The organism is Pseudomonas sp. Root329 (assembly GCF_001424925.1).
GTDB lineage: Bacteria > Pseudomonadota > Gammaproteobacteria > Pseudomonadales > Pseudomonadaceae > Aquipseudomonas > Aquipseudomonas arabinosi.
The window spans coordinates 190,270-206,273 of the sequence record NZ_LMCV01000048.1 but is presented as its reverse complement, the minus strand read 5'-3'; the positions used below and the strand labels follow the sequence as shown (position 1 = coordinate 206,273).

At 60.7% G+C, this 16,004-nt stretch carries 11 protein-coding genes; 9 read left to right on the top strand and 2 right to left on the bottom strand.

Translation table 11 applies throughout. From position 1 onward, the window contains the following. Together ASC74_RS32785 and ASC74_RS32310 are read right to left on the bottom strand one after the other, a co-directional pair. A partial coding sequence (locus ASC74_RS32785) for an immunoglobulin-like domain-containing protein (protein ID WP_330219790.1) occupies window positions 1-441 on the bottom strand: 441 nt, incomplete at its 3' end. A gap of 50 nt (window positions 442-491) precedes the next feature. Then, window positions 492-3,864 (bottom strand): retention module-containing protein (locus ASC74_RS32310; RefSeq protein ID WP_236713359.1); only part of this gene is annotated, 3,373 nt, incomplete at its 3' end. A gap of 357 nt (window positions 3,865-4,221) precedes the next feature. On the opposite strand from ASC74_RS32310, the gene ASC74_RS27625 reads away from it, so the two are divergent. The 9 genes from ASC74_RS27625 to ASC74_RS27585 all read left to right on the top strand — a co-directional run bounded on the left by ASC74_RS27625 (window position 4,222) and on the right by ASC74_RS27585 (window position 16,004). Further along, window positions 4,222-5,574 carry a TolC family outer membrane protein gene (locus tag ASC74_RS27625; protein ID WP_056745758.1) on the top strand — a complete coding sequence of 451 codons (1,353 nt, stop codon included), beginning with the start codon at window positions 4,222-4,224 and terminating at the stop codon, window positions 5,572-5,574. Between the two features lie 42 nt (window positions 5,575-5,616). Next, entirely contained in the window at window positions 5,617-7,773 is a 2,157-nt protein-coding gene (locus ASC74_RS27620) for a type I secretion system permease/ATPase (protein ID WP_056745755.1), read from the top strand. Then, on the top strand, window positions 7,763-9,130 hold the full coding sequence (locus ASC74_RS27615) for an HlyD family type I secretion periplasmic adaptor subunit (RefSeq protein ID WP_056745753.1): 1,368 nt from the start codon (window positions 7,763-7,765) through the stop codon (window positions 9,128-9,130). Before ASC74_RS27620 ends, ASC74_RS27615 begins: the two co-directional genes overlap by 11 nt. 302 nt (window positions 9,131-9,432) lie before the next feature. Next, window positions 9,433-10,329 carry a TauD/TfdA dioxygenase family protein gene (locus ASC74_RS27610; protein WP_056745751.1) on the top strand — a complete coding sequence of 299 codons (897 nt, stop codon included), beginning with the start codon at window positions 9,433-9,435 and terminating at the stop codon, window positions 10,327-10,329. An 18-nt stretch (window positions 10,330-10,347) separates the two neighbouring features. Further along, on the top strand, window positions 10,348-11,373 hold the full coding sequence (locus ASC74_RS27605; protein WP_056745748.1) for an ABC transporter substrate-binding protein: 1,026 nt from the start codon (window positions 10,348-10,350) through the stop codon (window positions 11,371-11,373). 5 nt (window positions 11,374-11,378) lie between these two features. Then, on the top strand, window positions 11,379-12,239 hold the full coding sequence (locus ASC74_RS27600; protein WP_056745746.1) for an ABC transporter ATP-binding protein: 861 nt from the start codon (window positions 11,379-11,381) through the stop codon (window positions 12,237-12,239). A 20-nt stretch (window positions 12,240-12,259) separates the two neighbouring features. Beyond that, window positions 12,260-13,126, top strand: a complete 867-nt coding sequence (locus tag ASC74_RS27595; protein WP_033058673.1) for an ABC transporter permease — start codon at window positions 12,260-12,262, stop codon at window positions 13,124-13,126. A gap of 201 nt (window positions 13,127-13,327) precedes the next feature. Continuing rightward, window positions 13,328-14,254 (top strand): LysR family transcriptional regulator, encoded by a 927-nt coding sequence (locus ASC74_RS27590; RefSeq protein ID WP_056745744.1) that lies wholly within the window; start codon window positions 13,328-13,330, stop codon window positions 14,252-14,254. A 214-nt stretch (window positions 14,255-14,468) separates the two neighbouring features. Continuing rightward, window positions 14,469-16,004, top strand: a complete 1,536-nt coding sequence (locus ASC74_RS27585; RefSeq protein ID WP_056745741.1) for an MFS transporter — start codon at window positions 14,469-14,471, stop codon at window positions 16,002-16,004.

Genomic DNA, 16,004 nt, shown 5'->3' with positions numbered 1-16,004 from the left:
AAAGTTGCCGCCAGCGGCGTCCTTGATGGTGACTTCCAGTTTGCCGGCGTCCTTGTAGACGTCGTCTTTCGGTGCATCGACTTTCACGGTGCCGGTGGTTTTACCGGCATCGATGGTGATGGTCGCGCCGTTGCTCAACGTCACGGTCACCGGGCTGCCGGCCGCATGGGTCAGGGTGGCGGTGTAGGTGATCTGGCCGCCTTCTTTGACGTTGCCGGTGGCGCTCAGTGACAGGGTGGTGGTGTCGACGGTGTCGGTCACGCTGGTGCTGACCGGGGTTTTATCGGCGACCAGGTTTTCGTAGTTGCCCCCGCTGACTTTGGTGATCGAGTTGGTCAACGGCGCGTGGCCGCTGAGCACATCGTTGGAGACCACGGCATTGACCGTGCCGGTGCTTTGGCCAATGCCAATGGTGATGGTCTGACCGTTGGACAAGGTCACCACCACCGGCGAACCGGTGACCGGCGCGCCGACCGACGCGGTGTAAACCNTGCTTTGGCCAATGCCAATGGTGATGGTCTGACCGTTGGACAAGGTCACCACCACCGGCGAACCGGTGACCGGCGCGCCGACCGACGCGGTGTAAACCACGGTGCCGCCTTCGGCCACGCTGCTGCTGCTGGCGGTCAGGGTGACGGTCGAGGTGTCGACGGTGTCGGTGACGGTGGTGGTCACTGAAGCTTTGCTGATGTCGAGTTTTTCAAAGTTGCCGCCGCTGGCATCCGTCATCGTCACAGCGAGCTTGCCGGCATCTTTGTAGACGTCGTCGCTTGGCGCCGCGATGGTCACCGAACCGGTGGTTTTGCCGGCGTCGATGGTGATGGTCTCGCCGTTGCTCAGCTTGACGGTCACCGGCGTTTGCGCGGCGTTGGTGAGGGTCGCGGTGTAGGTGATGTGCGAACCTTCGAGTACCGATTTTTCAGCGCTGAGGGTCAGGTGCGTCGTGTTGACTGTGTCGGCGACGTTGGTCACGGCCGGGGTCGGGCTGGTGACCAGGTTTTCAAAGTTGCCGCCAGCAGCGTCCTTGATGGTGACTTCCAGTTTGCCGGCGTCCTTGTAGACGTCGTCTTTCGGCGCATCGACTTTCACGGTGCCGGTGGTTTTACCGGCATCGATGGTGATGGTCGCGCCGTTGCTCAACGTCACGGTCACTGGGCTGCCGGCCGCATGGGTCAGGGTGGCGGTGTAGGTGATCTGGCCACCTTCTTTGACGTTGCCAGTGGCGCTCAGCGACAGGGTGGTGGTGTCGACGGTGTCGGTCACGCTGGTGCTGACCGGGGTTTTATCGGCGATCAGGTTTTCGTAGTTGCCGCCGCTGACCTTGGTGATCGAATTGGTCACCGGCGCGTGGCCGCTGAGCACATCATTGGAGACCACGGCATTGACCGTGCCGCTGCTTTGGCCAATGCCAATGGTGATGGTCTGACCGTTGGACAAGGTCACCACCACCGGCGAACCGGTGACCGGCGCGCCGACCGACGCGGTGTAAACCACGGTGCCGCCTTCGGCGACAGTGCCGTTGGCGGTCGTCAGGCTGACCGTCGACGTGTTGATCGTGTCAGTCACCTCAGTGACTGCCGCCGCCGGGCTGGTCACCAGGTTTTCGAAGTTGCCGCCGGTAGCGGTGCTGATCGTGGCGCTGACTTTGCCGGCGTCGATGTAAGCATCGTCTTTCGGCGCATCGACGGTGACAGAACCGCTGGTGGCGTTGGCGGCGATGGTGATGACTGCGCCGTTGCTCAGGGTGACGGTCACGGGCGTGCCGGCCGCGTGGGTCAGGTTCGCGGTGTAGACGATCGAACCACCTTCAGCGACCGAACCGGTAGCCGTCAGGCTAACCGTCGTGGTGTCAACCGTATCGGTAATCGAGGTGTCCGCCGGCTTGCTGTCGACTTCCAGCTTTTCGAAGTTGCCGCCCTTGGCGTCATCAATCTTGACGCTCAGGGAGCCGCCGGCCAGGGCATCGTTCGGCGCGGTGAAGTTCACGCTGGCACTGCTCGAACCGACCGGAATGGTGATGGTCTGGCCGTTGGACAGGGTCACGACGACCGGCGATCCAGTGACTTCAGCAGACACTGACGCGGTGTAAACCACGATCCCGCCTTCGGTCACAGAGCCGTTGGCCGTCAGGCTGACCGTCGAGGTGTTGATCGTGTCAGTCACCTCGGTCACTGCCGGAACCGTGCTCGGGACCAGGTTTTCGAAGTTACCGCCGGTGGCGGTGCTGATCGTGGCGCTGACCTTGCCGGCGTCGATGTAGGCGTCGTCTTTCGGCGCATCGACGGTGACGGAACCGCTGGTAGCGTTGGCGGCGATGGTGATCACTGCGCCGTTGCTCAGGGTGACGGTCACCGGCGTACCGGCCGGGTTGGTCAGGGTCGCGGTGTAGGTGATCTGACCGCCCTCTGCCACTTCGGTGGACGCCGACAGGCTCAGGCCGGTGTTGTCTTTCGAATCGGTTACGGTGGTCAGCGCCGGCACGGTGCTTGGAATCAGCTGCTCGAAATTACCGCCAGTGGTCCCGGTGATGGTGGTACTGACGGTGCTGCCATTGTTGTAGACATCATTGGCTGCGGTGTCGACGGTCACGCTGCCGGTGGTCTTGCCCGCTTCGATGGTGATGACCGAGCCGTTGCTCAAGGTCACGGTCATCGGCGTACCGGCCGGGTTGGTCAGGGTCGCGGAGTAGGTGATCTGACCTCCTTCGACGACGGTACCGGTGGCGGTGAGGCTCAGGCTGGTGTTGTCGGCCGAGTCGGTAATGGTGGTGACCGCTGGCGTGGTGCTCGGCACCAGGCTCTCGAAGTTGCCGCCGGTGGCTCCAGTGATCGTGGTGCTAACGGTGCTGCCGTTCTGATAAACGTCGTTGGCCAGGGTGTCGACGTTCACGGAGCCGGTGGTCTTGCCAGCGTCGATAGTGATGATCGAGCCGTTGGACAGCGTGATGGTGACCGGCGTCTGCGCCGGGTTGGTCAATGTCGCGGTGTAGGTGATCTGGCCGCCTTCGGTAACGTTGGCGCCAGCGGTCAAGGTGACCGTGGTGGTATCGACGGTGTCGGTGACCTGGGTCACGGCCGGGGTCGTCGGCGGGGTAACGATGATGCCGCTGCCACCCGTGGTGCCGGTGACGGTCACGTTGATTTGGGTCGGGTCGTTATAAACAGAATCGTTCGGCGCAAGCGGAACGTTGACGGTGCCGGTCAACTGGCCAGCCTGGATCACAATCACCGAGCCATTGGACAGGGTGATGGTCAGGTCGGTCAGCGGAGCCTGGGTCAACGTGGCGGTGTAAACCAGTACGCCGCCGGCCTCGGTGATGGTCGGCGTGGCGCTCAAGTTCAGGGTCGATTCACGCTGCACGTTGGCGCTGGTACCGGCCGTCTGGCCGCCGATGGTGTTCTGTGCAGCCAACGCGGCAGTGCCGATGCCCGCAGTCGGGAAACCAATGGTCGGGTCCACCCGGCCAGCGGTTGCCTCCAGAGCCACGAAGCTGTGACCGCCACCGGTAGAGCCGCCTCCGCTCATAACGGTAGGGCCGGCCGCGGTGGCTTCAAGATCGGTGGTCGGGTCGGCGCCGGCAGCGATGGCTTGCTGCAGCTCTTCAACCGATGGCGCGGCTTGTGCAGTGGCTTGTGCAAGGTCAGTGCTGGAGTCCGGATCGCTACCGCTCCACTGAGTGTCGCGGCCCAGGTCCAGGGTCCGGCCGTCAGCCAGTTCGAGCGTGACGGCGCCTGCTGCGCCAGTGTCTACCTGATCACCTACAAACAACCGATCGCCTTCAACGAGTACGCGGCGCACGCCCTCTGGGGACACAGCGAAAACCTGACCGACAATGCTTTTGACGATGGCCACAACACTGCTCATTGAAGACTCTCCGGGTGTCGCATTCAATTGACTTCCATGGACCTGGCGGCGTGTTTGCCAAACAGTCTGGACGTACTTTCAAGGTATTAGAGGCACAACTTTGACGCGGTTATTCGTCAATAAACTGGCTATAATTTTTCGCTATAAACTTTATGCCAAACTATTGACCTTCGGCCTGTCATCCTAAACACTCGCCTCCGTAATGTCACATTGATATTTCGGTGCCGACCTGCCCCGCGAGTGTGACGCAGTTCAAACATCCAACTTTCCGACACACGGTCATTCCGGTTGTCATCATCCGATGCAGCGGCACGTTCTGCAGTGATTCAAGACAAGCAATTCCGGGAAACTCCAACAATGCGTTTGCACCTGCTCACGGCTTTACCCTTCGCCCTTGCCGCCAGTTTTGTTCAGGCGCAGTCCCTTCCGGAGGCCATGCAACAGGCACTGGATGTCCATCCGGAAATCCAGGCAGGCGTTAATAGTCGATTGGCCGCGGATTATCAGTTAAAGGCAGCAAAAGGTGGATACCTCCCACGGGTCGATCTGCTGGGCGGTTATGGTCGCGAAGGCACTGACAACGTCACCACGCGTGCCGCCGGCAACAACAATCACTGGGAAACCCTGAATCGCAGCGAATCGAGCGTGCGGTTGTCGCAAATGGTATTTGACGGTTTTGCGACGTCGAGTGAAGTGGGGCGTCAACAAGCCACTGTTAATTCCCGCGCCTATTCCTTGCTGGGCACGTCCGAACGCACCGCGCTCACCGTTGCGCAGGTGTATCTCGACGTGTTGACCCGCCGCGAATTCGTACGCCTGGCAACCGAGAACCTGAAGAGCCACGAACGGATTTTCGACCAGATCAAACTGCGCACCCAGCGCGGCGTCGGCAGCGGCGCCGACCTCGATCAGGCCGAAGCGCGCATGGCCCAGGCCCGCAACAACCTGATCACCGAGCAGACCAACCTGGCTGACGCCGAGACCAACTTCCTCAGCGCCGTCGGCCAGATGCCCGATCAGCTGGAGCGTCCTTCCGATTTCATGGCGCTGTTGCCGGCCAACCTGAATGAAGCCCGGACGCAGATGCTGGAAAACAGCCCGATCCTGCGTTCCGCCGAATCCGACATCGCCGCTGCGGAGAAACAGTACGAAGCCGCCAAATCGACCTTCTATCCGCGCTTCGATGCCGAATTGGGTCGCACCGCCGACAACGATCTCGATGGCCAGAACGGTCACAGCAATGAATGGCAGGCCATGTTGCGCATGCGTTTCAATCTGTATGCCGGTGGCAGCAACAAGGCTGATCTGGAATCCAAGTCCTACCAGTCCAACCAGGCACTGGATATTCGCAACAACGCCTTGCGCGTGTTGAACGAAGAGCTGGGCCTGGCCTGGAATGCCTTGAACAACGCCAATGCCCAAGTGCCGATCGCCCAGCAATATGTCGATCACAGCACCCGCGTGCGCACTGCCTATCAGAAGCAGTTCAGTCTCGGCGAGCGTACTTTGCTCGACCTGCTCGACAGTGAAAACGAGCTGTTCTCGGCTTCTCGTCGCCTGGCGGAGATCAAGAACATTCAGTTATTTACTCAGTACCGAATCAAGGCGACCATGGGCGAGTTGCTCAAGAGCCAGGGAGTGGTCGCACCGTTGGCATCCGTCGTGCAAAACGACGTGAAGCCTAAGGTTCAATTGCCTGGTATGAATTGAGCAGAACCTTCATTGTTCAATTGTTAGCCAAGAGTGCCGAGCGTGGAATCAGAAGTCAGTCGAGTTCAACTCATTCATGATCCACGCGCGCTGCACGACGATCCATTACTGGACGGCTTGCTGGCTCTTTGCACCCTGCATCAGAAACCGGCCAGCGCCGCGATGTTGACCACCGGCCTGCCGTTGCCCAAGCAGCGCCTGAGTGTTGAACTGCTGCCCCGCGCGGCCGCTCGCGCCGGCCTGCAAGGGCGGGTGCTGGTACGCAAACTGGAACAGATCCCGGCGATTGCCATGCCGGCGCTGTTGCTGCTCAAGGATGGTCGCAGTGCCGTCCTGCTCGGTTGGATCGGTGACGATCAGGCGCGGCTGTTGCTTAGCGAAAGCGACGGTGGCGAAAGTGTCGTCAGCCGCGAACTGCTGGCCGATGACTACATCGGCAAAGTGTTCTTTGCTCAACCCCAGCACAAATTCGACGTCAATCACGGCACGCTGATCCCGCGCGCGCGCTCGTGGTTCCGCGACACCCTCAAGCGTTCGCGCTGGCTATATGCCGACGCCATCGCCGCCAGTTTCCTGATCAACATCATCGCCATGGCCGCGCCGCTGTTCGTGATGAACGTCTACGACCGCGTCGTGCCGAACCAGGCCGAATCGACCTTGTGGGTGTTGGCCATTGGCATCACCGGGGCGTACCTGTTCGACCTGATCCTCAAGAGCCTGCGCAGCCTCTGCCTGGACCTGGCCGGGAAGAAAACCGACCTGATCATCTCGGCCACGTTGTTCGAGCGCATCGTCGGCATGGCCATGAAGTACCGCCCCGCACGGGTCGGCAGCTTCGCCCAGAACATCCATGAGTTTCAGAGCCTGCGCGACTTCCTCGCCTCGCTGACTCTCACCAGTCTGATCGACCTGCCGTTTACGCTGCTGATCTTCATGGTCATCGCGATTCTCGGCGGGCATCTGGTGTGGATTCCGGTGCTGGCGTTCCCGATTGCCTTGCTCATCGGCTATGCCTTGCAGAAGCCGCTGGTGGCGACCATGGAGCGAACCATGGCGCTGGGCGCCGAGCGTCAGTCGAGCCTGATCGAAACCCTCGCCGGCCTCGATGCGGTGAAGGTCAACAACGCCGAAAGCGAACGCCAATATCAGTGGGAGCAGACCATCGGCACCCTCAGCCGCCTCGAGCTGCGGGTGAAAATGCTCTCCGGTCTGGCGATGAACATCACCTTGCTGATCCAGCAACTGGCCGGGGTGATCATGATCGTCTTCGGGGTGTACCAGATCATCGACGGTCACCTGAGCATGGGCGGTTTGATTGCCTGCTACATGCTCAGCGGTCGCGCGCTCAGCCCGCTGGCCTCGCTGTCAGGCCTGCTGACCCGTTACCAGCAAGCGCGGGTAACCATGACCTCGGTCGATCAGATGATGGAGCTGCCGCAAGAGCGCAACTTCGAGGAACGCCCTCTGAGCCGCAAGGTGCTGCAAGGCGCCATCGAATGCCGGCAGATGAACTTCACCTACCCGAACCAACAGAACGCGGCGCTGAAGAACATCAACCTGATCATCAAGCCTGGCGAGAAGATCGGCATCATCGGGCGCAGCGGCTCGGGGAAAAGCTCCCTGGCCAAACTGCTCGTAGGCCTCTACCAGCCGGACGACGGCGCGCTGTTGGTGGATGGCGTCGATATCCGTCAGATCGACGTCAGCGAATTGCGCCACAACATTGGTTACGTGGCGCAGGACATCCAGCTGCTCGCCGGCACCCTGCGCGACAACCTGGTGTCGGGTGCGCGCTATGTCGAAGACGAAATGGTGCTGCAAGCGGCCGAACTGGCCGGCGTCCACGAATTCGCCCGCCTGCACCCGCAAGGTTATGAGCTGCAAGTCGGCGAGCGTGGGCAGAATCTGTCTGGCGGTCAGCGCCAGAACGTTGCCCTGGCCCGTGCGTTGTTGCTCAACCCGCCGATCTTGCTGCTCGACGAACCGACCAGCGCCATGGACAACACCGGTGAAGAACGCCTCAAGCAACGCCTCGCGGCGGTGGTTGAAAACAAAACCGTGGTGCTGGTAACGCACCGGGCTTCGCTGTTGTCGCTGGTGGATCGTCTGATCGTCATCGACCGCGGGCAGATTCTCGCCGACGGCCCGAAAGCTGCGGTGATGGAAGCGTTGAAGAAGGGGCAGATCAGTGTTGCTTAAGTCGGGTTTCAAGAATTCGATCGGCCGTTATTTCAAAGGCACCGATTCGCTGCATGGCCAGCCACTTCCCGAGGTCAACAAAGCGCTGATCGAAGACGCCCCACGCGTGGTGCGGCTGACCATCTGGGCGATCATCGGCTTCTTCGTGTTCCTGATGCTCTGGGCCAACTTCGCCGTGATCGACGAAGTCACCAAGGGCGACGGCAAAGCCATTCCGTCGTCCAAGATCCAGAAAATCCAGAACCTTGAGGGCGGCATCGTCTCCGAGTTGTACGTGACCGAAGGGCAGATTGTTGAGGCCGGCGCGCCGCTGATTCGCCTGGACGACACGCGATTCGCCTCCAACGTCGGCGAAACCGAGGCCGATCGGCTGTCGATGCTGCTGCGAGTCGAACGCTTGAGCGCGGAAGTCGATGACCGTCCGCTGAACTTCCCGGCTGACGTGCTCAAGGCTGTTCCCGGTCAGGCGGCCAGCGAAGAGTCGCTGTACATCAGCCGTCGACAGCAGTTGCACGATGAAATTGGCGGTTTGGAGGAACAGTTGATCCAGCGTCAGCAAGAGCTGCGCGAGTTCACTTCCAAGCAGTCGCAGTACCGTAGCGGTCTCGCGCTGCAACGCCAGGAAATCAACATGTCCGAGCCGTTGGTAGCCCAGGGCGCGGTATCGCCGGTTGAAGTGCTGCGACTCAAGCGCGCCGAGGTTGAAACCCGCGGGCAACTGGATGCGACCACCCTGGCCATTCCTCGCGCCCAATCGGCGATCAAGGAAGTGCAGCGCAAGATCGACGAGACTCGCGGCAAATTCCGCAGCGAAGCGCTGACTCAACTCAATGAAGCGCGCACTGATCTGAACAAGGCCCAGGCTACCGGCAAAGCGCTGGAAGACCGGGTCAGCCGGACGCTGGTGACATCGCCGGTGCGCGGTATCGTCAACAAGCTGCTGGTGAACACCATTGGCGGCGTAATCCAGCCGGGCAGCGACCTGGTGGAAATCGTGCCGCTGGACGACACCTTGCTGGTTGAGGCGAAAGTTCGCCCGCAAGACATCGCCTTCCTGCATCCGGGGCAAGAGGCAACGGTGAAGTTCACGGCGTATGACTACACCATTTATGGTGGGCTGAAGGCCAAGCTTGAGCAGATCGGTGCTGACACCATTACCGATGAAGACAAGAAAACCACTTACTACATCATCAAGCTGCGCACTGACCGCAGTCACTTGGGGACGGATGAAAAGCCGTTGCTGATCATCCCGGGGATGGTGGCTTCGGTGGACATCATCACGGGCAAGAAGACCATTCTCAGCTACCTGCTCAAGCCGATTATTCGCGCCCGCGCTGAAGCGCTGCACGAGCGATAGTTCTCGGCTGGGGCTAATGGCCCCTTCGCGAGCAAGCCCGCTCCCACATTGGTTCTGTGATCAACACACATCCAATGTGGGAGCGGGCTTGCTCGCGAAGAGGCCCAAAAGGCAACACACCTCAAAAGCCATATCGTTATTCGCTAACGGTATTTAAATTTCACTTCTTATATCTATAAAGTCATTCTCCTGCGTACCTGCCGACCAATCGGCGCGCCGCACGACACGAACCAACACGGGACCTCCGTGAGTTTCTTGATCGACGCGCGCGCCCTTGAGCGTGCCGTGCGTGGGAGTGATTTATGTCTGCAGCAACGGCTTCCCCAAGCGCCGCGAATATCGCGCCGCAAACCTTCGACATCCGCCCGTTCAGTGGCGCCGTCGGTGCCGAAATCATCGGCCTCGACCTGTCCCGCCCGATCAATGATCAGGACTTCGCCCGCATCCACCGCGCGCACCTGGATCATCACGTCGTGGTGTTTCGCGACCAGCGCATTACCCCCGAGCAGCAGATCGCTTTCAGCCGCCGTTTCGGCGTGTTGCAGATCCATGTGCTCAAGCAATTCCTGCTGGCCGGGCATCCGGAAATTCTCATCGTTTCCAACATCATCGAAAACGGCCAGTCCATCGGCCTCGGCGACGCCGGCAAGTTCTGGCATTCCGACCTTTCCTATAAAGAACTGCCAAGCCTGGGCTCGATGCTGCACGCCCAGGAGCTGCCGTCCGAAGGCGGCGACACGTTGTTCGCCGATATGCACAAAGCCTGGGACAACCTGCCCGAAGCGTTGCGTAAAGCCGTCGAAGGGCGCTCGGCGGCGCACTCCTACACGGCGCGTTACAGCGAGACCAAATTCGAAGGCAATTGGCGCCCGACGCTGACGCCAGAGCAACTGGCTCAGGTCGCTGAAGTGGTCCACCCGATTGTTCGTACCCACCCGGAAAACGGCCGTAAGGCGTTGTTCGTCAGCGAGGGTTTCACCACGCGCATCGTTGGTTTGCCGGAAGACGAAAGCAAGCAACTGCTCGACGAGCTCTACGCCCACAGCGTGCTGCCGCAAAACATCTACCGCCATCAATGGCAGGCCCACGACCTGGTGTTCTGGGACAACCGTTCGCTGATTCATCTCGCCGCTGGATGCCCAAGCTACCTGCGCCGCAAGTTGTATCGCACCACCATCCAGGGCGACGCGCCTTTCTGATTTGTCGGAGAAACTCTCATGTCCAAACGTCTTCCATTTGCACCGCTGGCTGCGGCCATCGGCCTGGGTTTCAGCCTGATCGCCGGCAGCCTGGTGGCGCCGACCGTGGCCCACGCTGAAGGTGAGATCCGCATCGCCGAGCAGTTCGGCATCGTTTATCTGTTGCTCAATGTGGTGCGCGATCAAAACCTGATCGAGAAGTACGGCAAGCAGGAAGGCATCGACATCAAGGTCGACTGGACCCAGCTCTCCGGTGGTGCGGCGGTCAACGATGCGTTGCTCTCCGGTTCCATTGATATTGCCGGTGCGGGCGTCGGCCCGCTGCTGACGATTTGGGACCGTACTCACGGCAAGCAGAACGTCAAAGCGGTCGCCTCCCTCGGCAACTTCCCGTACTACCTGGTGAGCAACAATCCCAAGGTCAAAACCATCGCTGACTTCAGCGAGAAGGACCGCATCGCAGTGCCGGCGGTCGGCGTTTCGGTGCAGTCACGCATCCTGCAATACGCGGCCGCCAAGCAGTGGGGTGACAAGGAATTCAATCGCCTCGACAAGTACACCATCGCCGTTCCGCACCCCGACGCCACCGCAGCGCTGATTGCCGGCGGCACCGAGTTGACCGGGCACTTTTCCAACCCGCCGTTCCAGGATCAAGAGCTGGCCAACCCTAACGTCCACGTTGTGCTGAATTCCAATGACGTGCTCGGCCCGAACTCGCCGACGGTGCTGTTCGCCACCGAGAAATTCCGCGACGAGAACCCGAAAACCTATAAGGCGTTCGTTCAGGCGCTGACTGAGGCGGCCGAGTTTGCCCAGAACGATAAAGGCGCGGCGGCGGACACATACATTCGCGTCACCAAGGCCAAAATCGACCGCGCTGCGCTGCTGAAAATCATCGATAACCCGCAGTTCGAATTCAGCGTCACGCCGAAAAATACTTACCCGCTGGCCGAGTTCCTCTACCGCGTCGGCGCGATCAAAAACAAACCGGATTCGTGGAAGGACTACTTCTTCCAGGACGCCAAACCGCTGCAAGGGAGCTGATCGAGATGAACGCCCCTTTGCAAGGCCACACGGTCAGCAAACCGATCGCGGCAGCCCAAGCGCTGCTGTCGGTCGACAACGTCAGCCTCGAATACCGCACGCCTCAGCGGGTGGTTCGAGCGACCCATCAGGTCAGTTTTGAAATCGATCCGGCGGACCGCTTTGTGCTGCTCGGTCCGTCCGGTTGCGGCAAGTCAACGTTGCTCAAGGCGGTCGCCGGGTTTATCCAGCCGTGTGAAGGCGAGATTCGTCTTCAGGGGCAAACCGTTCATGCCCCGGGGCCGGACCGGATCGTGGTGTTCCAGGAATTCGATCAACTGCCGCCGTGGAAAACCGTCAAACAGAACGTGATGTTTCCGCTGCTTGCTTCGAAAACCCTCAAGCGCAAAGAGGCCGAGGAACGAGCGCTGCACTACCTGGACAAGGTTGGTCTGGCGGCGTTTGCCGATGCCTACCCGCATACCTTGTCCGGCGGCATGAAAGCGCGGGTGGCGATTGCTCGTGCGTTGGCCATGCAGCCGAAAATCCTCTTGATGGACGAACCCTTCGCCGCCCTCGATGCGTTGACCCGCCGCAAGATGCAGGAAGAATTGCTGCTGCTCTGGGAAGAAGTGCGCTTCACGCTGCTGTTCGTTACTCACTCCATCGAAGAAGCGCTGGTGGTGGGCAATCGCATCCTGCTGCTGTCGCCGCATCCGGGGCGAGTGCGGGCGGAAGTCCACAGCCATCAATACGACTTGCACAGCCTCGGCGGCGTGGCCTTTCAGGAGTCGGCGCGGAGGATTCATCGGCTGTTGTTCGATGAAGGTCAGTCCCCGCAAACCGAGCGGGAGCTGGATTTCTCCGACATCCGCATCGCTTATTGAGCCATTGAGAGGAGTGCCCGATGAGCCTTTTATCATCCCCGCGTGAAGAATTTGAAACGGTGTTGCAACCGCTGACGAGTGTGCCGCTGGAGCGTGAATTACCGCTCGGTCAGCGCCTCTGGCAACAAGGCTGGTTACGCAAGAGTCTGATCCTGATTTTGCTCGCGGTCCTGTGGGAAGTGGTTGCCCGCGTTCAGAACAACGACCTGCTGCTGCCGAGTTTTCTGCAAACCGGCAGCGCGCTGTACGACGGTTTGCTCAGTGGTGAGTTGCTGGGCAAGGTGTGGATTTCGCTGGTGGTGTTGCTCAAGGGTTACCTGATCGGCATCGTTCTGGCGTTTGCCCTGACCACGCTGGCGGTGTCGACGCAGTTTGGCCGCGACCTGTTGAGTACGTTGACCTCGATGTTCAACCCGCTGCCGGCGATCGCGCTGTTGCCGTTGGCGCTGCTGTGGTTCGGTCTGGGGCAGAACAGTCTGATTTTCGTGTTGGTGCATTCGGTGCTCTGGGCGCTGGCCTTGAACACCTATGCCGGGTTCCTCGGTGTCTCGGAAACCTTGCGCATGGCCGGGCGCAATTACGGCCTCAAAGGCATGCGCTTCGTGCTGTTCATCCTGATTCCGGCAGCGCTGCCATCGATTCTCGCCGGGCTGAAAATCGGCTGGGCCTTCGCCTGGCGCACGCTGATCGCCGCGGAATTGGTGTTCGGCGCCACCAGTGGCAAGGGTGGCTTGGGCTGGTACATCTTCCAGAACCGCAACGAGCTGTACACCGACAAGGTGTTTGCCGGGTTGGCGGTGGTGATCCTGATCGGCTTGCTGGTGGAAAACCTGGTGTTCAGCACGTTGGAGCGAGTCACGGTGAAGCGTTGGGGGATGCAGCGCTAAATTCTGTGGTGGCAGATCCGGCCCCTTCGCGAGCAAGCCCGCTCCCACATTGGATTTGAGTCGTACACAAATGCTGTGTTCGTTGAAGGTCTAATGTGGGAGCGGGCTTGCTCGCGAAGGGGCCAGACCTGTCAACACCCAACCAAAGGATGTTGCTAGCATTGCGTCTGCATCAATCCAGATCAGACACGAGTGCTCAACATGCAACTCCCGGACATGAACTTGTTGGTCGCCCTCGACGCCTTGCTCGACGAGGGCAGTGTGGTGGGCGCCGCGCGGCGCATGAACCTCAGCCCGGCGGCGATGAGCCGGACGCTGACGCGCATTCGCGAAGCCCTGGGCGATCCGATTCTGGTGCGCGCCGGTCGCGGTTTGGTGCCGACACCCAAGGCGCTGGCGTTGCGCGAGCAGGTGCGTGACGTGGTGGAGCAGGCCGCGCTGTTGTTTCGCTCGGCCGATGCGGTGGAGCTGGGCACGTTGCGCCGTCGGTTCAGCATTCGCGCCAATGACTTTTTCGTCGGCGTTTACGGCGGAAAGCTGTTTGACACCCTCGATCGTCAGGCACCGCACTGCGAACTGCGCTTCGTGCCGGAAGGCGATGGCGATGACGAAGCGCTGCGCGAAGGGCGGATCGACCTGAGCATCAGCAATACCCGGCCGTTGACCCCGGAAGTGAAGATTCAGAATCTGTTCTCAACTCATTTCGTCGGCCTGGTTCGCGAAGACCATCCGCTGTTCGACGAAGAGATCACGGCCGAACGTTTCGCCGGGTTTTCCCATATCAGCATGTCCCGCCGCGGCATCGCCCGTGGCCCGATCGATACCGCGCTCAATGCGTTGGGGCTGGAGCGGCGGGTGGCGGTGATTGCACCGAGTTTCCATGCGGCGATGTTTGCCTTGCCTGATTCCGATTTGATTCTGCCGGTGCCCAAGGAGGCATTGCTGAGCGTTCAGCGCCTGGGTCTGAAGCTGCGTTCCTTCACGCTGCCGATTCCGCTGCCGACCCTTATGCTGACCCAATCCTGGCACCCACGTTTCGACAAGGATCCGGCCCATCGCTGGCTGCGTGAAACCCTCAAAACCTGTTGCGACGAAACGTGGCTGGCCGCACAACCCTCCTCAAGTTGATCCCCAAATCCCTGTGGGAGCGGGCTTGCTCGCGAAAGCGGTTTATCAGTCACCATTGATGTTGAATGTGATGACCCCTTCGCGAGCAAGCCCGCTCCCACAGGGGTTTTGTATTGCTGCGTCCAGCGCACTTATAAGCTGCCAATAAGTCAATTTTCGTAAGGTCCCGCGCTTCTTAAAATGCTTCGGTATTCAAACCCCGGAGCTTGCAGTCATGACTTCCCTCACGGTCACGGCACCTCTCGCCGCGGCCAGCCCGGCCGCCGTCACGCCACCGGTCTTTGGTCCGCGGATCATCATCGGTTTGGTGGGCGTGTTGTTGGCGGTGCTGGTGTCGGGCCTGAACGAGATGGTGACCAAGGTTGCACTCGCCGACATCCGCGGCGCATTGGCCATCGGCTACGACGAAGGCACCTGGCTGGTCGCCAGTTACACCGCGACCTCGGTGGCGGCCATGGCTTTTGCGCCGTGGTGCTCGGTGACGTTTTCGCTGCGACGGTTCACCCTCTGCGCCATCAGTGCATTCACGCTGTTGGGCGTGTTGTGCCCGTTCGCTCCAAACTACGAAAGCCTGCTGGTCATGCGCACCTTGCAAGGCTTGGCGGGCGGTGCGTTGCCGCCGATGCTGATGACCGTCGCGCTGCGTTTTTTACCGGCCAACGTGAAGCTTTATGGTCTGGCCGGTTATGCCCTGACCGCGACGTTCGGCCCAGGCCTCGGCACGCCACTGGCCGGGTTGTGGACCGAACACGTCGGATGGCAGTGGACCTTCTGGCAAATCATCGCGCCGTGCCTGATCGCCATGGTCGCGGTGGCGTATGGCTTGCCCCAGGACCCGTTGCGCCTGGAGCGCTTCAAACAATTTAACTGGCGCGGCTTGCTGCTGGGGTTTCCGGCGATCTGCATGCTGGTGATCGGCATTTTGCAAGGCAATCGGCTGGACTGGTTCGAGTCGAGCCTGATCTGCGGATTACTCGGGGGTGGGGTGCTGTTGCTGGTGTTGTTCCTGATCAATGAATGGTCGCAGCCGATGCCGTTTTTCAAGATGCAGATGCTCGGCATCCGCAACCTGTCGTTCGCTTTGCTGACCCTGGCCGGGGTGCTGGTGGTGTTGCTGGCGGTGATCATTATTCCGTCCAGCTACCTGGCGCAGGTACAGGGTTATCGCCCGGTTCAGACCGCGCCGATCATGTTGCTGGCCGCGTTACCGCAGTTGATCGCGCTGCCGTTGGTGGCGGCGTTGTGCAACCTGCGTTGGGTCGATTGCCGCTGGGTGCTGGGGATCGGCCTGAGCATGCTGACGCTGTCCTGCATCGGTGGGTCGCAGCTGACGTCGGTGTGGATTCGCGACGACTTCTACGTGCTGCAACTGCTGCAAATCTTCGGTCAGCCGATGGCGGTGTTGCCGTTGTTGATGCTCTCCACCGGCAGCATCAGCCCGATGGAAGGGCCCTTCGCTTCGGCCTGGTTCAACACCGTAAAAGGCCTGGCGGCGGTGATCGCCACCGGCGTACTGGAGGCGTTGACCACCTCAAGGCTGCATTTCCACTCGGTGATGCTGGTGGACAACCTCGGCAACTCACCCCTGGTCGACAACGACAGCGCGGGCCTTGCCCACCGGCTGCATGAGCAGGCCGTGGTGCTGACGGCATCGGACCTTTATTTGTGCATGGCCGGCGTCGCACTGGCGTTGATCCTGCTGATTTTCTGGCTGCCGACGCGGATCTATCCGCCGCGCGCGCCGACTTGA